This is a genomic window from Micromonospora sp. NPDC005174 (assembly GCF_040608495.1).
Classification (GTDB): domain Bacteria; phylum Actinomycetota; class Actinomycetes; order Mycobacteriales; family Micromonosporaceae; genus Micromonospora.
The window spans coordinates 58,608-78,907 of record NZ_JBEXIJ010000001.1 but is presented as its reverse complement, the minus strand read 5'-3'; the positions used below and the strand labels follow the sequence as shown (position 1 = coordinate 78,907).

Below are 20,300 nucleotides of genomic sequence, written 5' to 3'. Positions count from 1 at the left end.
GCGGGGGCGGGCGGGGGCGCGGGTGGGGGGTTAGAGGTGCCAGGGGAGGCGGGTTTGCGGGAGGTAACGGCAGGTGGCACCGGTGGAGACCGCATCGCGCAGGTGGTTGGCCAGCGCGGGATGGTTGTCGTCGAGCTTGCGCAGGGTGTCGCGGATTCGCGCGGTGACCGTCTTGCGGGCGCGTTCGGCCTCGTCGCCCAGCCGTCGGCTTCGGCCGGCCAGCCCCGCCGCGGCGCGCAACTCCTCGATCAACGCGCCGCGCTCGACGTCCAGCGCGCCGACCTTCGCCGTGTCGCCACGCGCGGCGGCCCGGTCGATCTCGTCGTCGAGGCGTGTCAGGTGCCGCCGGTAGCGGGCCTTCGCCTCGTCGTCGAGGACCGGGTCGCCGCCCATCCGACGGGCGGCCACCAGCACCGGCCCAGCGGCCGGGTCGAGCAGTTCCACCGCCGGGACGTCACTGCCGGGGCGGCCCAGCAGCAGGTGCAGGTCGTGCAGGCCCTTGGCGTCGGGCAGGTGCGCCACCACTCCCGCGTACGCGAGCCGCCAGACCGGCCCGTCGCGCTGGAACGCGTACCCCTCGATGGTGGGGTCGGACGGCACCACCTGACGCCGGCCGACGGCCGGGCCGCCCCCGACCACCTGGTCGCCCCCGCCTGCGTGGCCTTCCCCGACGGCCTGGCCCGCGAGCGCGACATCGCCCAGCCCGCTGCCCCCGGCCCGGCCAACGGCGTGGCCCGACGCAGCGTGAGACAGCCCGCCTTGGTTCAGCTCGGCGTGGGTTGGGTCCGGGTTGGCGAGCCGGAGGAGCACCTGCTTCATGCCGAGGGCGGTGGCGTCCCGGACGGTGGTGGCGCGCACCTCCGTCAGCGTCGCGGCGTCGCCCGGGTGACCACGGCGGGCGAGGGCGTTCACCAGTTCGGCGCGGGCGATGAGTGACCAGGGTCGGGAGCCCATCCGGTCGGCGGCGTCGCGGGCCGCCGTGAAGCCGGTGATCGCGTCGTCCCAGCGCTCCTGTGCGGCGTTGACGACGGCGAGCCAGTGGTCGATGGGTCCGCTGATGTCGCAGCCGAACAGCCCCACCGCCCACTGTCCACCGTGTGGGGTCAGCGCGACGCGGGCGTCGTCGCAGCGCCGCGGATCCCGGGACGCGGCGGCGGCCTGTGCGCGCAGGCGCAGCCACAGCGGCGACACCGGACGCGGGTAGTGGATGCCGGCGGCCTCGATGCCAGCGGTCAATCGCACCGCCTCGTCGTCGTCGCCACGTTCGGCGGCCGTGATGGCCGACAGTAGTTCCCGGTACGGGTAGTCGGTCGGCGCCCACTCGCGCAGCAGCGCGTCGATCTCGTCGAAGCGCCCCTGCAACAGCAGCCGGGCCCAGCGCAGGTGATGACCCATGAAGGCGAATTCGGCGTGCCCCGGGTCGGACAGCTCGGCGATGACGGTGAACCGCTCGTCCGCCTCGGCGAAGTCGCCCCGGAACGCCGCGATGATCCCACCGTCGACCGCCGCCGCCATCCGGGGACGAGCCAGCTCACCCTGCTGGCCCACGGTGACGAAGGCGGTGAACTCCTCCATGAAGCGCGGGTCGCCCAGTTCCAGTAACGCCACCCAGCGCAGCGACGTGGCCCACAGCTCGGTCTCCCGGTCACCCGAGCGTCGAGCCACGTCCCGGATCTCGGCGGTGAGCGCGGCTCTCGCCGCCGCGGTGCCCAGCCCCCAGGTGGTGTCGTGGCGGGCCCACAGGCTGAAGGTGAGCGCTTCGTCGTCGCGACCCCGACGGGCGATGGTCTCCGTGGCGGTGATCAGATCCGCTACCAGGGTGCCCGTCGAGACGGTGGCGGCGGGCTCGCCGATCAACCGCCGGTACGCCTCGCGGATCAGGTCCGTCGTGTCGACCGCGTGGGTGGTGTCCACCTGGCGGGCGCGGTGCACGGTGAGCGCGACGCGGGCCAGCGGCACGGGGTCGTCGAGCGTACGGGCGAGCGTCGCGGCTTCGGCCAGCAGACGTACGGCCTCCGCTCTGCCGGCGTGGTGGGACTGCACCTCTCCGAAGTCGACGAGCAGCCGAATCCGCTGCGCGGGGTCCTCGACGATCTCCAACGCTCGGCGGAAGTGCATCCCCGCCTCGTCGGCGGCGAGCCGGGCGAACGCGTCCCGCCCGGCGGCGACCAGCAGCTCGACGGCCCGGGTCCGGTCGAGCGCGGCACCGGCCAGGTAGGCGTGGCGGGCCAGGTCGGCAGGGATCGGCCGGTCGGTGGGCGCTCTCGGCGGGTCCACCGCCCGGACCACTGCGGCGTGGCGGGACTGCCGGTCGTCGACGGTGAGCCCGTCGTACAGGGTCTCCCGGACGAGGTCGTGGGCGAAGGTGAAGCGGCCGCCGCCCCGGGCGACCACCAGGCGGGCGGTCACCGCGTCGTCGAGGAGCCGGTCGACCTGCGCGGGCGGGACCGCCGCGCTGGCCGCCACGACCTGCCGGTGGAACTCGCGGCCCAGTACGGCGGCGACGGTCAGCGCCTCGACCACCGCGGCGGGCAACTGGGCGAGCCGACGTCGTACCGCCTCGCGTACGCCGGGCGGGATGGCGCCGGTCGTGCCGTCGGTGTGCCACAGCCGCGCGGTCTCCTCGACGAAGAACGGGTTGCCGCCGGTGCGGCGGTGCACCTCGTCGGCCAGCTCAGGGGCGGGTTCCCGGCCGGCGGTACGCGCCATCAACGCGGCCACCTCGTCGCGGGCCAGGCCGGTGAGGGTGATCGTGGTGGCCTTGGCGACCAGAGGCAGCAACAGCGCGCGCAGCGGATGGTCGCCCGCCTCGACCTCCGCGTCGCGGTACGTGCCGATCAGCAACAGGCGTTCGAACCATGTGTGCTGGGCGGCGAACGCCAGCAGCCGCAGCGAAGCCGGGTCGGCCCAGTGCAGGTCGTCGAGGACGACCACCACCGGCCGGCGCGCGGAGACGGCGACCAGTGCCGCGGTCACCGCGTCGTACAGGGCGAACGCCTCCTGGTCGGCGACATCCTGGCCGTCGCGGGTCGACCAGGCGGCGGTGAGGCCGGGTACGTCACCGGTGCCGGTCTCGCCGAGCAGGGCGGCGAGGGCGGGCTCGGCGTCCGGGCGTGCGAGCGCCCAGTCGTCGGCGGAGCGTCGGATCGCGCGCAACACCTGCACCCATGGCCAGTAACCGGGGGCGCTGTCGGAGTCCCAGCAGGCCGCGCCCACCACGAGCGCCCCTCGCCGACGGGCTTCCCGCGCCGCCGACGTGACGAGTGTGGTCTTGCCGATGCCCGGCTCACCGGTGACCAGGACGAGACCGCCGTGGCTGGTGGCGGCCCGGTCCAGTTCGGCGCGCAGCAGACCCGCGGGATGATCCCGCCCGATGATGGCGTCGCCGGCCCGCGCGTCCATGGTTTCCAGACGGTACTGGAACCCTGCGACGACCAGTGTCGAGATTTGACAGCGGCATAGCTAGCGGTTATCTATAAGCGATCTATTCGGGGGGGTCGCATTGCAGGACGTGGTGCTAGCCCTGTTGGCCAAGGAGCCGGCGCACGGGTACGAGTTGCGCAGCCGGATGCGGAACGCACTTGGCCCGCTCGGGGAGTCGATGAACGCAGGGCAGGTCTACGTGACGCTGGCCCGGTTGGCGAAGGCTGGCCTGGTGACCTCGGAGCAGGCCGAGGGCCTGCCGGACCGGCCGGACCGACGGGTCTACGCGTTGACGCCGGCCGGACAGCAGCGTTTGGCCGGCTGGCTGACCGAGGTGAGCTGGCCGAAGCCGGACCTCACGGAGTTTCACCTGAAGCTGGTAGCCGCCGCAGCTGCCCGGTTGGCCGATCCGGTGGCGTTGGTGGACGCGCAACGACGTGAGGTGCTGCGCCGCCTGCGTGACGCGCAACGGGCGGCGTTGGAGCGGTCGGTGGATCCGGTTGCCGGGTTGTTGTTGGAGGGCGTCGTGTTGCGGCTGCGAGCTGATCTGGAGTGGCTGGAGGCGTGCGAGCGCATCTGGTCCGAGCGTGATCGAGCTGAACGGAAGGCGGGGGCATGACCGGGTCGATGGCCGTGCGGACGCGTGGGCTGAGCAGGTGGTACGGCTGGGACAACGCGCTGGTACGCGCGGTCGACGAGGTGGACCTGGACGTGCCCGCCGGCCAGACGTTGGCGATCATGGGGCCGAGCGGCTGCGGCAAGTCCACCCTGCTGCACCTGCTGGGCGGGCTGCAACGCCCCACCGACGGCGAGGTGTGGCTCGCCGACCGCCGGATCGACACGATGAGCGAGCGCGCCCTCGCCCGACTCCGGCGCGACACCATCGGTCTCGTCTTCCAGTCCTTTCACCTCATGGACGAACTCACCGCCGTGGAGAACGTCGAGATGGCCGCCCTGCTGGCCGGGTGGTCTCCGGGTCGCGCTCGGCGGCGCGCGCTGCATCTGCTCGACCAGGTCGGGCTGGCCGACCGAGCCACGCACCTTCCCTCGGCACTATCCGGCGGCCAGCGCCAACGCGTCGCCATCGCCCGCGCGTTGAGCAACGAGCCGCAGGTCGTTCTGGCCGACGAGCCGACCGGCAATCTCGACACCGCCGCCACCCTGGAGGTGCTACGGCTGTTCGAGGAGTTGCGCCCCACCGGGCAGACCCTCGTGGTGGTCACGCACGACGCCCGCATCGCGGCGGTCGCCGACCGGGTGATCTCCATGCGCGACGGGACCTTCGCCGACGACAGCCTTCTCACCGGGACCGGCACCGGCACCGTCTACGGCGGGGTGCACTGAGATGGCTGGTCGTCTGCTGCTCATCTGGCGACTACTGATACGGGGCCTGCGTCAACACCGGACCGAGAACGTGCTGCTGCTGGTCGCCATCACCGCCGCGACCGCGACGTTGACCCTCGGCCTCGCCCTCAACGAACTCGTCACCCGCCCCTACGAGCGCACCCAGGCCGCCACCGCCGGGCCCGACCTGGTGGTGGAGTCGGGCCTCACCGGTCCGCAGGCCCTCGACGCGCTTGCCCCGCTGGCGACCCTGCCCGGCGTCACCGAGCACAGCGGCCCCTTCCCGCTGGCCTTCCTGACACTGACCGCCCGCGACACCACCGTCCGGGTCATCGTCGAGGGCCGCGACGAGGCACCCGCCGCCGTCGACCGGCCTGCGCTGACCGACGGCACCTGGATACGTGCCGGCGGCGTGGTCATGGAACGCACCTTCGCCGAGGCCCTCGACGTACACACCGGCGACACGGTCACCATCAACGGCCACCCATTGCAGGTGACCGGGTTCGCGGTCACCGCCGCCCGTGCGGTGTACCCACAGGTCCACTGGCACCTTCCGGGCGGGAACCTGGTGGAGAAGGGCGGCCTGGTCTGGGTCGATCACCGCGACATCACCACCCTCGCCGGCGACCGGCGGCTGTCGTACACCCTGAACCTCAAGCTGGTCGACCCACAGGCCGGCGCCCAGGTCGTCGGCCGGTCGACCGACGATCCCCGCTTCCGCGGCTGGATCTTCCGGTCGGCGGGCGATATCGCCACCAGCAGCGGCCGGCAGAACAGGCAGGCGGAGACGGCTCTGACGGTCGGCAGTTGGTTGCTGACTGGCCTAGCGATCGTCGGCGTCGCCGGCATCGTCGCGGGCCGAGTCATCGCCCGGCGTCGCCAGGTGGGGCTGCTCAAGGCCGTAGGCGCCGGGCCGGGCGTTATCGCTGCCGTACACCTGGCCGAATACCTCGTGCTCGGGCTCGCCGCCGCCGGGGCAGGCCTGGCTACCGGATGGTTCGCGGCGCCCCTGCTGTTTCGTCCCAGCCCTGGATTCATCGGCTCCGTCGACGTGAACCCGCCGCTTCGCATGGTGGTCACCGCCACCACGTTCGCCCTCGCGATCGCCGTCGCGGCGACCCTGGGACCGGTGCTACGCGCCGTGGCCACCAGCACCGTCCACGCGTTGGCCGATGCTCCCACGCCAGCGCGCCGCCGACGGTGGCTCATCTGGCTGTCGCGCCGGCTGCCCACCGCACTCCTGATCGGCGTACGCATCAACGCGCGGCGGCCGCACCGTGCCCGACTCGTCACCATGAACACCCTGATCACCACGACCGCGATCGCCGCCGTCCTGTCGATCCTGGCGCAGGACGACGACCCACTGAATCTCGGCTACTCGGAACTCCCCGACCCCCGCAACGAGCGAACCCTCCAAGCCATGCTCATCGTCGCCGGGGTGGCCTGTTTCCTCGCGCTGCTCAACGCCATCGTGAGCACCTGGACGGCAGTGCTCGAAACTCGGCACCCGCTGGCGGTCGCCCGCGCGCTCGGCGCGACACCTACCCAGGCCGGTATGGGCATGGCGGTGGCGCAACTCCTACCCGCCGCGCCTGGCGTCGTCGCAGGGATTCCCGTCGGCACCGGGCTGTACCTGTTCTTCGACGGCGAACGATATCCACCCGCTTCCTGGGCCCTCACCGCGGCACTCGGAGTCCTGCTCGGGGTGGCCCTGATCACCGCCATTCCCGCGCTGGCCGCCGCCCGCAGACCGGTCGCGGACACCCTCCGGGCCGCAGCGACCTGACCGACGCCGTGCAACCAGTCGAGTGGCGGTGTCCTCTGGAGCTGATGTGGTCAACGAGCCGAACCTATCGTTACCCAAACTTCCCTCTAGCGCTATGATAGGGAACGATGACGGAAGAAATGTACTCGGTTGAACAGGTCGCCGACCGGCTCGGCCTGCACGTGCGCACGGTGCGCGGCTACATCCGCTCCGGCCGCCTGCGGGCGGTGCGGATCGGCAAGCAGTACCGGATCGCTGCCCGGGATCTCGACGCGCTCACCGGACGGCCGCCCGCCGCCATGGTGGCCGGGCAGGCGGAGGTGTCCAGCATCGTGCAAGTCGACGGTGTCGACCGGGCCGCCGCCGACCGGCTCGGCACGCTCGTGCTCACCAGCGCCAACACGGCCCACGACCAGGCCAACCCCCTGCGGGTGCAGACCATGTACGACGAGGAACGCCACCGGATGAAGGTCATCATCCTGGGTGACCCCGCCGCCACCGCCGAACTGCTGCACCTGCTCGACGCCGTCCTCACCGCCGACAACGGCCTACTCGACCGGGAGGTCCACGATGCCTGACGAGATGCAGCAGCGCGCCGGGGTGCCGGTGCTGGTCTGCGACCCGACCGGCCCGCCGATCGCCACCGAGCAGGACGCGCTGGACCTGATCGGCGCGGCCTTTCTCGGCGCCCAGGTGGTCGCGGTGCCGGCTCACCGGCTCGACGAGCGGTTCTTCTCGCTGGGCACCCGCTTCGCCGGCGACGTGATGCAGAAGTTCGTCAACTACCGGGTGCGGCTCGCCGTGGTCGGTGACATTTCGACACAGCTCGCGGGAAGTTCGGCGCTGCGCGCACTCGTGCACGAGTCGAACCAGGGCGGGCAGGTCTGGTTCGTCCCCGACCTCGACGCCCTCGACGACCGCCTTCGCGCGGCGCGATAGCCACCTCAGCGGCCCGATCGGAGCGCCATCTCCACCGCGTCCGACTCGATCCCCCGGATGCTGGCCTGCTCGGCGGCCCAGCGCAGGTAGGCCAGCCACTCGTCCGACGACCAATCGTTGCGACGGGTGACGCCGACCTCGGCGGGGAGACGGCTGGCCACCACGCGATCGAGGATCAGGGGTTGCACGCCGCCCACCCCGCGCCGGTAGCCGACGACGTAGAGGACCTTCGTGAACAGACCCGGCCCCAACCAGGGCAGCCGGGCGTGGTCGGGGTCGGCGAACCGGCGGTACGCCGCGCCCAGCGCGGCCTCGTCTGACTCCGGTGTGGAGACCTCCTCGAGCGCGTACGCCAGGCGTTTGCCCTCCGGATCGGCGTCGAGCGACCGGGTGGCACGCCACGGGCCGTACCCGATGGGTCCGTAACCCCAGACCAGCACGGCGGTCAGCAGTTGCCGTGCGCTCGCCAGGCCGGCCCGGTATGCCTCGGCCACCGCGAAGACGTCATGTCGCCAGATCTCGCCGCTCGCCGGCAGGCTGTCGGGCCAAGCGTCCGGCGGCAGCCCGGCCCGCCAACGGTCCACCCGGACCGTGACCGGGACGGACTCACCCAACATCACACCTCCGGCCGTCTGCATGGTCGCCTCCCTCGAATCGAGCGCGTAAACCGTCGATCGGGACGCTACGGTCGGGCCCTCCCTGCCACCGTCCTTCGACGCCATATCGGGGTATCGACCGCAGAGCGCGGATCACGAAGCGGCGTGGCCACCCCGAGCGGTATGGGGTGGCCACGCCGGACCATCAGCCTGTTACGGCGTGGCGCAGATGGCGTACGCCGTGTCGGACCAGTTGCCGGCGAAGGCGTCCTCCTCGTACGCGCCGGACGCGGCGGACGTCGGGGCGGTCGCGGGGCCGCCGTTGGGACGGAAGTCGTCGACGATGCCCTCGCCGGTCACGCCGTTCAGTTCGTAGCCGGCACCGGTCAGCACCTTCCCGACCGGGCAGGTGGCGACGACGCTGCGAAAGTCGACGGAGTTGCTGGCACCTACTGTCGACGTGCGCACCAGACCGGCCAACGGGTTGGCGCAGATCGCGTACGCGGTCACGGACCAGTTCAGCGCGGTGGCGTCCGACTCGTACGCGCCGACGGTGACCGCTGTCGGCGCCGCGGCGACACCGCCGTTGGGGCGGAAGTCGTCAACGACGCCCTCACCAGTGACGCCGTTCAGCTCGTAACCCGTACCGGTCAACACCTTGCCTGCCGGGCAGGTGGCCGTGGCGGAGTGGAAGTCGGCCGAGTCGCTGACGCTGACCGTGGAGACCCGGACCAGGCCGGGCAGCGGGTTGGCGCAGATCGCGTACGCCGTCACCGACCAGTTGCCGGCGAATGCCTCCGTCTCGTAGGCACCTGCGGTGACGGCCGTCGGCGCGGTCGCCGGGCCACCGTTGGGGCGCAGGTCGTCGACGATGCCCTCACCGGTGACGCCGTTCAGCTCGTAACCCGTGCCGGTGAGCACCTTGCCGACCGGGCACGTCGCGGTGGCGCTGTGGAAGTCGGCCGAGTCGCTGACGCTCGTCGCGGTTATCCGAACCAGGCCGGGGACCGCGGCGGACGCCGGGCTCGCCGGGGCGATCACCGCTCCGGCCGCGACAAGACCGAGCACGAGTACGGACGCGCGGGCACCGAACCGGCGGCAGGTGTTCTGAGTACGCATATTTTTCTCCCGTCTGAGGCCGGACGGGGCGGCAGGTAGGACGCCGACGTCGAGGCCGTTCGTGATGACGGGTTGACGCTAGGTAACCATCTGACCAGGCATTATCTTCAAGCCGACTACGTCGCGTAATGGACCGATGATCCGGCGACCACCACCGTCAGTCGACGTGGGCGGCGGGCGGACGGGTGCTGAGAAGGTCGCCGAGATTCATCATCGCCGCCTGGAAGTCGACCCGGTCTGCGGCGTGGAACCGCCGGAAGAACCAGTCGGGAACGCGCGCCTGGGCCTGCCTGCTCTGGAATATCAGGTCCTGAGTCTGCCTCGCGAGGGTCAGCAGGTCGGGTACGGCGGACGAGTCGTCGCCGCGCCGGACGGCGGCGGTGAGCCGCCTGTGCACGATCCCCAGGGCCCGGTATCGCTCGATGGCGACGTCGCGTTGCCCCCGATAGATCTCGACACCGAGCAGGAGAGCGCCGAGCGACGGCACGAACCACTGCGTCAACAGGTTGGCGACGGTGAGATCGGCGGTCACCGCGAAGACGACGCCCACCGCCGTCCAGAGCGCGACACCACCAAGCACGCCGTACGCGTAGCGTCGGCGCACCCGAGCGCCCCACCCGAGGTTCTGCTGTTGACATGCGAGCACGTCGTACGGGCGGGGCAGCGGGGGCACCTCGTAGTAGTCCCGCAGGTATCGCTCGTCACCCCGGTAGGCGCGGTCCAGACGGCTGACCTCCTCCGCACCGAGCGGCTCGCCCGCCGCGACAGTGTTCCAGGGCAGCTCGAAGAGCCGTACGTCGAACATCTCCTGGAGGGTGGCCGCCCGACGGAGCTGGCCGGTCGACCAGGAGGCGAGCCCGATCGCGTTGACGACCGCCCACAGGGCACCGACGGCGGTGACGGCGACGGCCGACACGCCGATGAAGGCGACGACCGCGCCGACGATGCCGATGGCGATGGAGAGCACCATCCGGAGGTTGTCGAGCCGTTGGGCCCGGCTGTGGCACACGGACATCGCGTGCAACAGTGCCATCATGTCGGGTCGGTTCTGCCGGCTGAGCAGGGAGTCAGTACGCTCTGTCACAGGACCCTCCCATCCTGGTGACGAGTCTATATCCAGGTCAATAGATGTGACGTACCGTCGCGAACCGGCTCTCCGCAGTGATCTTTTAGCTACCATTTAGTAGCTTTCACATATCGCTGCGAATTTCTCACGCATTCGCCCTTTCCAGGGGTAATCTTTGATGCCGCGCACATCCCACGCGCGACTCTTTTCGGCCGACACAGACCCGGTCACCCTTGTCCGCTCGAACCAAAGGACCGACCGACGGTCATGAACGACGGCCTCGATGACCTGTTCCAGGACCCGCCAGCCACAAGACGTCTACGAGGCTGGGCGAAGCAACTGGACGGCACGGTGCGGGCACCGAGTCACGCGCTGGTGATCCGCGGCTACACCGACGCCTACCTGGTCGCCGTCACCCTGAGCCGACGCGCCCGCTGGGGCGGCAACAGCGCCGAGAAGCTGATCGTCAAGGTGCACAACCGCGGGACGAGGGAGTCGGGCGGGCACGAACGGGCGTGGCGGCTGTCCAACGAGGAGTTCGCCAAGCGCCACCTGGTGCGACAGCCCTACCCTCCGCTGGATCTGGACGGCGACCGCATCCTCACCTTCCAGGAGATCGCCGCCGGCGGCTGCCAGGTGATCGCCTTCGACGACCTCGGCGACGAGTACGTCGTTGCCGCCTTCTCCGTCGTGGCAGAGCAGCTTCTCACCAACTTGAACCAGCACCCGGACGGCGACCACCACAAGGGCCGACCGCTCGGCAACAGGAGGGTCAGCTCCTACCTCTCTCGGGAGCTGAAGGTTGGCGGCGTCCAGCCCGACGTAAGCCTCCTCGCGGAGCGCATCGGACTGCCGGACCCGTCGAGCGACTGGTTCGTCGTGGACGGCGTCGTCCTACCGAACGCGCTGCGGCTCATCGCGCCGACATCGAGTTTCGGGGCCACCCGCATCGACTACGTCTACGGGTACGCACACAGTGACCTGCACGGTGGCAACATCCTGGTGCCCTTCGACAGGTTCCCGCGGCCCGAGGAGTTCCAACTTGTCGATCTCGGCGCGTTCGCGGAGAAGGCACCTCTCAGCCGGGACCTGGTCTGCCTCCTGCTGACCACTCTGCTGCGCTACGTGGCACCCCGCGATCCCAACGACGGCCCTGGGCTGCCGTCGGCGCAGGCCACGGCACTCATCGACAAACTGCTCGACCCGTCGCCCGGGCGACCGAGCCTGGTGCTGCCGCCGGTGCTGAACGAGCTGGTGGACACCGCCCACCGGGCAGGCCTGAATGCCGTGTTCAGCAGCGGCCTGGGTGGCGAGTGGCAGCAGCAGTTCCGGCTCTCGCTCATTGCGCAGGCCCTGATCTGCACGACCTTCGACAACCTCAGCGCCGCCGGACGTCGGTGGTGCTTCCGCCTGGCCGCGGAGGCGTACAAGAACGTTTTCTACCGGTCGATCACGCCGCCCGCGCCGGCCCGGCTCCCAGTGCTGCCCCGCGTGACCGACCAGCCGGCGCCGCTGCCTGCGGCCGGGCGCCCGTCGGTGTCGCGGCCGGGCGACGACCGGCTCGACCAGGGCTGGTCGACCAACTTCACGGCGGTGCCGGGTGCGCAGCACGGCGATCACCACCGCCCGGCGATCAACACTCTGAAGGCCGAGAACGCGGCGAGAGCAGGGCGCACCGGCCCGGTGGACCACTGGATCCACCCCGCTCCACGAGCGGGCAATCAGTCGGCACGCCAGCGTCCGGCCCCGACCACGGACGGGATACCGCAGCCGAGGCTGCCGCTGAACGACGGCATGGACTGGTCTCGGCGGGCAGCGAAGCACAGGACCATGCGGAGGGTGGGCGCGCGGTGGATCACGGCGGTCTTCGTCGGCGGGGCGGTCCTGGGCACCGCCGCCGCTGTCGCCGTCCCCTCGCCCCTCGGGCTGGATCGCCTGGAGGTGACTCCCACACCCCACTCACGCGCCGAGTCGGAGGCACCGGATCGCGGAGCGTCCCGGGACGAGGCCAGCCAGCACCTGACCGAGCTGGCACTGAAGGTCGCACAGCTGCGAGAGGCTGTGCCGCCGGGCCGCTTCACCTATATCTGCCGGCGGGTCCGAGGTGCCGAGGCAACTGACGAGCCTGGCTCGGAGGACGAGCTCTATCAGGAGATTCGTCTCTGGTGGAACTCCCGCCTGGCCGGCCGTTCCGTCACGACGACCTCAGCCAGCGGGCATCCGACCGAGCCGCCGGACGTGGACACGTACGCCGACGGGGAGCTGTCGGAGGTCCTTCCGCTGCCGGCGCAGGACCTGAGTGAGCTGAACGACCAGCTAGGGACACTCTTCGATGAGTTGCCGCCCGGGCGGCGCAACGCCGCCGGAGCCTTGCGACTCGTGGCACGCTTCCACCAGTACCACCTGTTGACGCCCGGCCAGCGGGCCGTGCTGCTGTCGTACCTGGCCTCGACGCCGGGGATCACCTACCGCAAGAAGCAGCTCGACCAGGCGAACCGGCGCGGCTACGGGTTCAGCGCCGACGATGGTGAGAGCCGCCGCGACACCGTGATCTTCGGCGAGGACGGGCGGCTACTCAGCCACGAGTTGACCGGCGTCGGCGGCGCGGTCCTCAGTCATGAACTGCTGATGACGAGTACGCGGACCGAGACGACCGCGCGCCCCGGCTGCGACTGATCCCGGACGGCCGTGCCGGCTGACCCCGGATGGTCGTGGCGGCGCCATGACCGTCATGGGCAGTACCGGTCCACGTAGTTCGACCACTCCCGGTAGGGCGCGGCGTCGCTGCGGACACGGTTGCCCGTGCCGATGGTGAACAGCTTCGTGCCGTAGTAGTAGAACGACACGGACCCGCTGCTGAGGTTGTAGTGCGCGGACTCCACCCGGTCCTGCCACTGCCAGGTCGCCAGGTTCTGACGGCCGCACGAGGAGAGCCGGCCACGGGGGTACCCGAAGTTGGGCAACTCGTAGAAGCAGTACCAACCCGAGGGACAGTCGGCGGTTGCCAGCACCCCGAAGGGCGCCCGCAGGGTGACGACGAACGTGCCGTTCTGATAGCTGATCTCGTTGTCGTTGATCGCCGTACCGCCCGGATGTTCGGCGAGATAATTCGCCATCTCCGGACGGAGATCGGAATGATCGACCGTCGCGGCGTGGGCCGGGACTGGAGCCAGGAAAAGGACCATGAGCCAGCCAAGCATGGCGGCCAGCGCGGTCCGATAAATGGGAGAAATGACCATTCGACACCTCGCGATGTGAGCGCGCAGGGACCTGAGGGAGGCGCGGGGAATCGGTGGACTCCACCACTCGGCAAGCATATGAACCAGCCGCTGTGATCACCAGTCATGCGGCGACAATCGGCCCGATTGCCATTTCTGCACCATCGAGGAAAGGCTTTCAATCCGACCCGTTGACTTCGGTTGGGTTATGGAAGTTGCATCCGGCAGATGACCAGCAAGCACGAAGAGACATTGATGCCGTGTGATCTAATCCCTACAATCCGGGCCATGCATGCTCGCCGCGTCATCGCAGCCGTCACCGTCGCCGCGCTGGCGAGCCTCCTCGCCGTCACCGGCGCCCGTGCCGACGGCCCGGCCATCAGCACCCCCGGCACCCCGATGGTGGTGGCCAATGGGCCACACCAGCTCACCCTCAGGTGGACACCCTCGACCTGGATTGGCGATCCGGCCGCCGAGCAGCCGATCAACTACGAGGTGCAGGCACCCCTGGGCACCAACACGTACCGCTGGCTGGGCACCACCCTCGACACCACGATCACGCTGACCGACCTCGCGCCCGGCACGACGTACCGGATCGCGGTTGCCGCCCGCGCGCTCGGCGGCTACTCGGACAGCTCGCCCGCCATCACCGTGCGCACCGCCAGCGGGCGCGCGACGGTCAGCTACCTCAACCTCGACTGGTCACCGACGAACAACCAGATCCAGCACCTCCTGAAGGTCACCAACACCGGCACCGGGCCGCTCGATCTGCGAGCGGTGCGGGTGCGCTACCACCTGCGCTTCGAGGGCGGCAACACGTCGCTGGTGCCGAACTGCGACTGGGCCGCGCTGGGTTGCCAAAGGGTCCGGCAGACCGTGCAGTTCTTCGTCCCGCCGGGCGGCCCGCCTGTGCTGACGACGCCGGCACCACCGGGCTACCCGATCCCCGGCACGCCGGTCCCCGGGTGGGTCGAGCTGACCTTCATCGACGGCACGCTGGAGCCCGGCGAGTCGACCGGACCGATCCAGCTGCGGCACCACCGGCACAGTTGGAGTGACATCGACGAGCGCGACGACCCGAGCTGGCTCGCCGCCACCGGCCAGTGGACCGAGAACGGGCGGATCACGCTGGACGTCGACGGGGTACGCGAGTTCGGCGACACGTGGTCCTGACCGCGCACCGGCCGGTCCGGCGGGCCTTGTCCTGACGAGCGGTATACCTGTGAGTCATAGTTATGACTCACAGGTATACCGCTTCATGGGGACCTACTCCCGACTGTCCCGCGCCCTGGCTCTGGCGGCCAGGCGAAGGCCCCTGGGCAGGTGGATGCGCGCGGCGGGGATGCCGAGGGCGCACAGCCGTGACCGCGCGGCGGTCAGCATCGCGGGTGGGCCGCAGACGTAGATGTCCTGGCCCGGCTGGTGATGGTCGAGAGCGATGGTCAGGGCGTCGCCCTGCTCGGCTGGCTCGGCGCAGGGGTCCTCGGAGAGGGCCGGCACGATTGTCAGCCAGTCGTGGGCGCACTGCAGCTTGTCGAGGGCGACCGCGTCGTACAGGTGAGTGAACGTGCGCGCGCCGACGACAAGCGTCACCCGCCGACCGTCCGGTGCGGCGGCGACCTGCTCGACCAGGGCGCGCAACGGCGCCAGCCCGGTGCCACCGGCCACGAGCAGCAGATCGTTGGTGCCCGTCGGGTCGAGGCTCAGCCCGGTGTCGACGGGTGGGCCGAGCCAAAGCAGCTCACCGGGGCGTACCTGATGAACCAGGCGGTGGGAGACGGTGCCGGCGGGTACGGCGCGGACGTGCAGCTCGACGGTGCCGTCCGGGCGTGGGGCGTTGGCCGGCGACAGCCAGCGCCAGTGCCCGGGCAGGCGCGGCGTACAGACCGGCACGGCCTGACCTGGCTGGAAGGGCAGTCGCCGCCAGGGACGTACCGTCAGGATTGCGATGTCGGGCGACGGCCGATCGTGGCCGATGACCTCGACGTGCCACCAGGCTCGGCCGTCGCCGGCGTGCGCGGCGGCGCGACGGATGGCGTGCGTGGCGTGGCGCAGGGCGCGCTCGGCGACGACGGTGAGCTGCGGCGTCCACACTGGCCGGGCGTGGCGGGCGACTGTCGCGAGCAGCGCGTCGCCGATGGTGGTGGCGTGCGGGAGCAGGTCGAAGTGACGGTACGCGTGGCCGAGCACCCGGAGCAGCGCCGCCCGATTCGCCGGCGCGTCGCCGCCGACCAGGAGGCGGCCCAGCGCGGTGAAGAACAGCGGCGCGTCGCGGCGTGGGAGCAGCCCGGCTCGGCGGTCTTCGACTGTGCACCAGAAATCGCCGGCGGCCCGCACGTCGACCGACTCCCAGGCGGCGGCCAGACTCGCGTGGGCCGGTTGGTCGTCGTCGATCACGGTGGGCATACCGGCTCCAAGTCGTTGAATCGTGGGCTGGCACCGGGGCGGGAGGAGTTGTGCCGATGAGGGCCGGCGCAACTCCGGGGCCGAGCACCCGCCCCGGGCCATGCGTCGACTCTCGCGCCTGACCAGGCACAACGGCATGTCGCGGTGATCGTTGACGGCATACGTGATCGGTATGGGCTCCACGCCGCGACTGTCGAATCGGGCAGACTGCGGGCATGACGGAACGCCCGGTGCTGTATCTGGTCGTCTGCGCCGCGGGTCCGGCGGAAAATATCGACGAGCTGGTCGACCTCCTGATCGCCGACGGCTGGCGGGTCTGCATGATCGTCAGCCCGACCGCCGCGCCATGGCTCGACCGGGCGGCGTTGCAAGAAAAAACCGGCTATCTGGTACGCGTGGAGTGGCGAATGCCCGGCGACCCCGAGCCCCACCCGCCCGCCGATGTGGTGGTGGCCGCCCCGGTCACGTTCAACACGGTGACCAAGTGGGCGTTGGGCATCAACGACACGTTGGCGCTCGGCGTCCTCAACGAGTCGCTGGGCGCGGGGCTGCCGATCATCGCGTTCCCGCACACCAAGGAGGAGTTGGCCGCGCATCCCGCCTATGCGGGGCACCTGGCGGTTCTACGCGCTGCCGGCGTGGTGGTGGCGGACGGCAAGCCGCTGGACTCGGTGCACGGGCCGGGGCGTTGGGGCGTGGTCGTCGAGGCGCTGCGGGCGATACGCCAGTCCTGAGTTCGTTTATCCGGCGGTCCCTTGACGATATGCGTCGCGCGTATACCAGCGCTCTACAGAGCGTGTTCAATGGATACGCTCGATGAGGCGAGACGGACGGAGCCGCCGGTGACACACGCGACCTGCCCTCGGTGCGGCGGACGGCTGGCCCGGGACAACGACAGCGGGCGGTGTACGCCGTGCCAGGCCGCCGAGCGGGACCGGCTCAGCGTGCCGCCGGTGGTGCCGGCGAGCTTCTGGGACCACGAGCCGGTGCGACTCGCGCTGGCCGAGCGGCATCTGGGGCGGGTGATCCGGGCGTACCGCTGCCATCCGTACCACGGGCGGGTCGCGTTGCCGCAGTCCGTGGTGGCGGGATGGCTGGGGATCACACAGGCACAGTTGAGCCGCGTGGAGAACGGGCCACCGCTGGTACACCTGGATCGGTTGGCGCACTGGGCGAGGCTTCTCGGGATACCGGCTTCCTGTCTCTGGTTCGGTCTTCCTGGACAGCCTTACCGAGTCGACGATCGCGCCGCAGAGGGCACAGCAGACGATCCTTGTGCGCATGACGCAATAACTGAGCAGGGCAAACTTCCGGCCATGGTGGTTACCGTGGAGGGGGCATCAACCGGAGGGGGTGGCGCTACGGACCGGCGACGCTTCAACGCAATGGCCGCGCTCGCGGGACTCGCCGCAGCCGGTCACCCTTACCTGCTCCCGGGCCCTGCTGACGTGTCCCGGAACATTGGCATGGAGCAGGTGCGCCTGACCAGTTCGCTGGTCGAAGATCTTCGGCGAGCCGATGCGGCAGTCGGTGCCGACCAACTCTGTGACATCGCCATCCAGGCGCACACCAGGCTGTCGAATTGGGCGGCGAGGGCGCACTACAGTCGAGAGGTCGGCGATGCTATTCAAAGCGCCCTGGCCGACCTCGGCATCCAGGCTGCCTGGCTCGCGATCGATGCCAATCGCAGGCCAGAGGCTAGGCCCTACCTGAACGAGGCCATTACTCGGGCCCGCATCGCCGACGATCCTCGCGTTGAAGTACGAGCGCTAGCCCAGCTATCTATGCTGCTCCGCGAGAGTCAGCCCGGCGAGTCGCTGCACTGCGCCCAGGCCGCGCTGCGCGTCTCGGCCAGATGGGCGACACCTCGGCTCACCACGCTGCTACATCTGCGACGAGCGCACGCGTACGCCGTTCTCACGGACGCGGGCGGCTTCAGCCGGGAAATGACCAAGGCTCGCCGCGAGTTGGAGCGCGGACCGCACGAGGACGATCTTGCATTTGTCAGCTTCGTGGACGAGCAGGAAGTCAACGGCATCCAAGGGCTCTCCTACCTCGCGCTGGACCGGCCCGACCGCGCCGCTCAGTCGTTCCGCGCCATCATTGCCAATCCGTCGCCTGGCCATCTGCGCAACCAGGTCCTCTACACCATCGACCTTGCGAACGCGGCGTACCAGCAGGGTGATACCAACGAGGCGGCCCGTATCGCGCTGGACGTCCTGCCCGCGGTGAGCCAGATGAACTCGGGACGAATCAGCCGGAACCTTGCACGGGTGCGTTCGAACCTGGCGATGCCACGGCAGGCGACCGCGGCAACGCGCCAGTTCGTCGCCGCCTACGACCGAGCAGTGACCGTGTGATGGAGAGCGTGCAGCTCCGCCATCGCGATGCCGAAGAGGCCACGGACATCCTGGACCAGCTCGTGAGTCTCTATCTGGAGGTCTACGCGGGCGGAGGCGAGTTCCACAGCGAGGACCGCTACCGGCGTCAGCTCGACCTGCACATGCAGCGAGTGGGGTGGGAGCTGGTCATCGCCGAGGTGGACGGGAGCCTGGTCGGCTACATCTACGGTTTTCCGCTTCCCGCCGAGACGCGATGGTGGGAGGGCATTCAGGACCCTGTACCGCTTGGTTTCACTGACGAGGACGGAACCCGCACGTTCGCGATAAGCGAGCTGATGGTCCACCCGGCCCGGCGACGCCGGGGCATCGCGGCGGCGCTGCACGACGGGTTGATCGCGGCCCGCACGGAGCCACGAACCACGCTGCTAGTCCGGCCGGACAATGTCGCTGCTCAGACCGCGTACCGCTCCTGGGGCTATACCAAGGTAACCAGACTTCGGCCGGGGTGGGAGAACGCGCCGACCTTCGACGTGCTCGTTCTCGACGTCAGTTCCTCCCACCCCCGCCCTTGCGAAAAACTGAACGCCTTAAGCGCACCGAAGATCTGCTGAAATAGGCACTTTTGCAGAGGACTTAGTCGTCAGACCCATCGTCGACCCTTGACTCTTCAAGGACGTTACCGACTAGAGCGTTCACGTTGATGGCGCTAGGAGACGGCCTCACTCGGCCTTCCGCGTAAGCCATTCGCGCAGCCGCTAGATCGGCAAGGCGGACAGCCTGAATCACGATGACTCGCCGCAGACCGGGCGAGACCTCACCGCGCTCGTGGGCAACGGCTGAAACCCTGGCTAAGGTTTCGGCGCGGCGAGCAATACGAACGTCTGGGTGCTCGCGCTCCTCCCGCATGTTTTCAGGCACCAGGTTGAAGCGATAGGAACGCGGTAGTCCCACGATCGCGGAGACCGGTGGAATCTTTTCATTCAGGATCGCTCCATATTTTGAATGATCGATAGCCCATCTATACGCCGAATATTCCACAGCGTGGATTTTGGCTTTTCTGCTAGCGTCATTGCGCAAGTCCTCGGTTGGCCAGAACTCCACCTCAGCCACCTCGAAGGGGTCCAGAATTCTGTAGGCCAGGGTATCGCTTCGTTGGCCGGTCATATGCCTGCCGATACGAATTCCGAAGCTCTCCAACGTCTGACCGACGTAGATCGGCTCACCATCGTAGTCGTAGAAACCATACACGCCGATGCACTTACGCAACTGCTTGCCGCTAGCGGCATCCGTCGACCCGAGCGCATCTTTAAGTAGCTGCCGGAAGCCTTGGACGAACTTAGTCGGCAGAGAGCTCTTCACGGGCGGCTGGTGATCCGGTTCGTTATACGATGCGACGCCGCGACTTGCCACTTGGCATACCTCGATTTCTTTGGGATTCGTGAAGCGAGGCAGCAGTCTACGAGCTAGCGTCTCAACACTCGAAGGCGGACGTGGCGCGCCAACCATGCAAGACCGTTTGCCCTGGTGGCAGCCGTTGTCGGATTAGCGACAGCGCCGATCGCTGCGCCCGCACCCCACATCAGTGAAAACAAGATCCACTAACGAACTTGGCGGGGCGCGGTGGCGCTTCGACTCTTCGCCGAGGCGCTGGAGGCCAGAGCAGCATGAATAGCCTCGGCCACCGCTTCCGCCGACTCGTGCTCCCATACCCGGAAGACGGTCCATCCAGCGGTGCCCAGCACCTCAGTTACCATTACGTCCCGCTTACGGTTACGGTCGATTTTTTGATGCCAGTACCCGCTGGGGTCGGACGGCATCCTGCAATGCTGCGGGCAGCCGTGCCAGAAGCAGCCGTCAACAAAAATCGCCAGCTTGTGACGAGTGAAGACGATATCCGGCCGGACCGCGCGCTCCGGCAATACGATTCGGTAGCCGACTCGGTAGCGCAATCCTCTACGAAAGAGCTGCCGGCGGAGTGCCAACTCAGGCTTTGTGTTGGTACTCTTGTTGGACTTCATGGCACGCGAGGCCGATGACGGCGGTGGCGTAGGGGGTAACCGCTCCTCGCTGCCCTTCACGTGG

General features: G+C 69.4%; 18 protein-coding genes. 10 read left to right on the top strand and 8 right to left on the bottom strand.

The window, feature by feature from the left end:
- Positions 1-30: 30 nt before the first annotated feature.
- Complete coding sequence (locus tag ABZU91_RS00360; RefSeq protein ID WP_355232781.1) at positions 31-3,402, bottom strand: AAA family ATPase; 3,372 nt, start codon at positions 3,400-3,402, stop codon at positions 31-33.
- 109 nt (positions 3,403-3,511) lie between these two features.
- Here ABZU91_RS00360 and ABZU91_RS00355 point away from each other — a divergent pair, with 109 nt between their 5' ends.
- The 5 genes from ABZU91_RS00355 to ABZU91_RS00335 all read left to right on the top strand — a co-directional run bounded on the left by ABZU91_RS00355 (position 3,512) and on the right by ABZU91_RS00335 (position 7,471).
- Complete coding sequence (locus tag ABZU91_RS00355; protein ID WP_355232780.1) at positions 3,512-4,042, top strand: PadR family transcriptional regulator; 531 nt, start codon at positions 3,512-3,514, stop codon at positions 4,040-4,042.
- Positions 4,039-4,767: an ABC transporter ATP-binding protein gene (locus ABZU91_RS00350; protein ID WP_355232779.1), complete on the top strand. Its 729-nt coding sequence runs from the start codon at positions 4,039-4,041 to the stop codon at positions 4,765-4,767. The genes ABZU91_RS00355 and ABZU91_RS00350 overlap by 4 nt, the downstream gene beginning before the upstream one ends.
- A gap of 1 nt (position 4,768) precedes the next feature.
- On the top strand, positions 4,769-6,553 hold the full coding sequence (locus ABZU91_RS00345) for an FtsX-like permease family protein (protein WP_355232778.1): 1,785 nt from the start codon (positions 4,769-4,771) through the stop codon (positions 6,551-6,553).
- A 107-nt stretch (positions 6,554-6,660) separates the two neighbouring features.
- Entirely contained in the window at positions 6,661-7,110 is a 450-nt protein-coding gene (locus ABZU91_RS00340) for a helix-turn-helix domain-containing protein (RefSeq protein ID WP_355232777.1), read from the top strand.
- Positions 7,103-7,471: a DUF4180 domain-containing protein gene (locus ABZU91_RS00335; RefSeq protein WP_355232776.1), complete on the top strand. Its 369-nt coding sequence runs from the start codon at positions 7,103-7,105 to the stop codon at positions 7,469-7,471. Before ABZU91_RS00340 ends, ABZU91_RS00335 begins: the two co-directional genes overlap by 8 nt.
- A 5-nt stretch (positions 7,472-7,476) precedes the next feature.
- Here the strand turns inward: ABZU91_RS00335 and ABZU91_RS00330 are convergent, their stop codons facing one another.
- The 3 genes from ABZU91_RS00330 to ABZU91_RS00320 form a co-directional block, all read right to left on the bottom strand.
- A complete protein-coding gene (locus tag ABZU91_RS00330; protein ID WP_355232775.1) occupies positions 7,477-8,109 on the bottom strand; it encodes a hypothetical protein in 633 nt (210 codons plus the stop codon).
- Between the two features lie 171 nt (positions 8,110-8,280).
- The gene (locus ABZU91_RS00325; RefSeq protein WP_355232774.1) at positions 8,281-9,186 is read right to left on the bottom strand and encodes a hypothetical protein; all 906 of its coding nucleotides are present in this window, start codon (positions 9,184-9,186) and stop codon (positions 8,281-8,283) included.
- A gap of 157 nt (positions 9,187-9,343) precedes the next feature.
- On the bottom strand, positions 9,344-10,270 hold the full coding sequence (locus ABZU91_RS00320) for an S-4TM family putative pore-forming effector (protein WP_355232773.1): 927 nt from the start codon (positions 10,268-10,270) through the stop codon (positions 9,344-9,346).
- A 249-nt stretch (positions 10,271-10,519) separates the two neighbouring features.
- On the opposite strand from ABZU91_RS00320, the gene ABZU91_RS00315 reads away from it, so the two are divergent.
- Positions 10,520-12,928, top strand: a complete 2,409-nt coding sequence (locus ABZU91_RS00315; RefSeq protein WP_355232772.1) for a hypothetical protein — start codon at positions 10,520-10,522, stop codon at positions 12,926-12,928.
- Positions 12,929-12,981: 53 nt separating this feature from the next.
- Here ABZU91_RS00315 and ABZU91_RS00310 read toward each other — a convergent pair whose 3' ends face one another.
- The gene (locus tag ABZU91_RS00310; protein WP_355232771.1) at positions 12,982-13,368 is read right to left on the bottom strand and encodes a peptidase inhibitor family I36 protein; all 387 of its coding nucleotides are present in this window, start codon (positions 13,366-13,368) and stop codon (positions 12,982-12,984) included.
- 390 nt (positions 13,369-13,758) lie between these two features.
- Between ABZU91_RS00310 and ABZU91_RS00305 the strand changes: the two genes are divergently transcribed.
- The gene (locus tag ABZU91_RS00305; RefSeq protein ID WP_355232770.1) at positions 13,759-14,643 is read left to right on the top strand and encodes a cellulose binding domain-containing protein; all 885 of its coding nucleotides are present in this window, start codon (positions 13,759-13,761) and stop codon (positions 14,641-14,643) included.
- A 93-nt stretch (positions 14,644-14,736) separates the two neighbouring features.
- On the opposite strand, the gene ABZU91_RS00300 is transcribed toward ABZU91_RS00305, so the two are convergent.
- Positions 14,737-15,876, bottom strand: a complete 1,140-nt coding sequence (locus tag ABZU91_RS00300) for an FAD-binding oxidoreductase (protein WP_355232769.1) — start codon at positions 15,874-15,876, stop codon at positions 14,737-14,739.
- A gap of 215 nt (positions 15,877-16,091) precedes the next feature.
- Here ABZU91_RS00300 and ABZU91_RS00295 point away from each other — a divergent pair, with 215 nt between their 5' ends.
- The 3 genes from ABZU91_RS00295 (at position 16,092) to ABZU91_RS00285 (ending at position 18,829) form a co-directional block, all read left to right on the top strand.
- A complete protein-coding gene (locus tag ABZU91_RS00295; RefSeq protein ID WP_355232768.1) occupies positions 16,092-16,610 on the top strand; it encodes a flavoprotein in 519 nt (172 codons plus the stop codon).
- A 108-nt stretch (positions 16,611-16,718) separates the two neighbouring features.
- Positions 16,719-18,236, top strand: coding sequence for a hypothetical protein (locus ABZU91_RS00290; RefSeq protein ID WP_355232767.1), 1,518 nt, complete (start codon positions 16,719-16,721; stop codon positions 18,234-18,236).
- Positions 18,236-18,829 (top strand): GNAT family N-acetyltransferase, encoded by a 594-nt coding sequence (locus ABZU91_RS00285; protein ID WP_355232766.1) that lies wholly within the window; start codon positions 18,236-18,238, stop codon positions 18,827-18,829. The genes ABZU91_RS00290 and ABZU91_RS00285 overlap by 1 nt, the downstream gene beginning before the upstream one ends.
- 22 nt (positions 18,830-18,851) lie before the next feature.
- On the opposite strand, the gene ABZU91_RS00280 is transcribed toward ABZU91_RS00285, so the two are convergent.
- Positions 18,852-19,577, bottom strand: a complete 726-nt coding sequence (locus ABZU91_RS00280; RefSeq protein ID WP_355232765.1) for a GIY-YIG nuclease family protein — start codon at positions 19,575-19,577, stop codon at positions 18,852-18,854.
- 239 nt (positions 19,578-19,816) lie between these two features.
- Positions 19,817-20,296, bottom strand: a complete 480-nt coding sequence (locus ABZU91_RS00275; RefSeq protein WP_355232764.1) for a very short patch repair endonuclease — start codon at positions 20,294-20,296, stop codon at positions 19,817-19,819.
- Between the last annotated feature and the right edge of the window lie 4 nt (positions 20,297-20,300).

Excerpts from the sequence above, each read along its gene's own strand:
- ABZU91_RS00360 (WP_355232781.1), bottom strand. The coding sequence starts at position 3,402 with ATGGACGCGCGGGCCGGCGACGCCATCATCGGGCGGGATCATCCCGCG.
- ABZU91_RS00350 (WP_355232779.1), top strand. The coding sequence starts at position 4,039 with ATGACCGGGTCGATGGCCGTGCGGACGCGTGGGCTGAGCAGGTGGTAC.
- ABZU91_RS00345 (WP_355232778.1), top strand. The coding sequence starts at position 4,769 with ATGGCTGGTCGTCTGCTGCTCATCTGGCGACTACTGATACGGGGCCTG.
- ABZU91_RS00340 (WP_355232777.1), top strand. The coding sequence starts at position 6,661 with ATGACGGAAGAAATGTACTCGGTTGAACAGGTCGCCGACCGGCTCGGC.
- ABZU91_RS00335 (WP_355232776.1), top strand. The coding sequence starts at position 7,103 with ATGCCTGACGAGATGCAGCAGCGCGCCGGGGTGCCGGTGCTGGTCTGC.
- ABZU91_RS00330 (WP_355232775.1), bottom strand. The coding sequence starts at position 8,109 with ATGCAGACGGCCGGAGGTGTGATGTTGGGTGAGTCCGTCCCGGTCACG.
- ABZU91_RS00325 (WP_355232774.1), bottom strand. The coding sequence starts at position 9,186 with ATGCGTACTCAGAACACCTGCCGCCGGTTCGGTGCCCGCGCGTCCGTA.
- ABZU91_RS00315 (WP_355232772.1), top strand. The coding sequence starts at position 10,520 with ATGAACGACGGCCTCGATGACCTGTTCCAGGACCCGCCAGCCACAAGA.
- ABZU91_RS00310 (WP_355232771.1), bottom strand. The coding sequence starts at position 13,368 with ATGGCGAATTATCTCGCCGAACATCCGGGCGGTACGGCGATCAACGAC.
- ABZU91_RS00305 (WP_355232770.1), top strand. The coding sequence starts at position 13,759 with ATGCATGCTCGCCGCGTCATCGCAGCCGTCACCGTCGCCGCGCTGGCG.
- ABZU91_RS00300 (WP_355232769.1), bottom strand. The coding sequence starts at position 15,876 with ATGCCCACCGTGATCGACGACGACCAACCGGCCCACGCGAGTCTGGCC.
- ABZU91_RS00295 (WP_355232768.1), top strand. The coding sequence starts at position 16,092 with ATGACGGAACGCCCGGTGCTGTATCTGGTCGTCTGCGCCGCGGGTCCG.
- ABZU91_RS00285 (WP_355232766.1), top strand. The coding sequence starts at position 18,236 with ATGGAGAGCGTGCAGCTCCGCCATCGCGATGCCGAAGAGGCCACGGAC.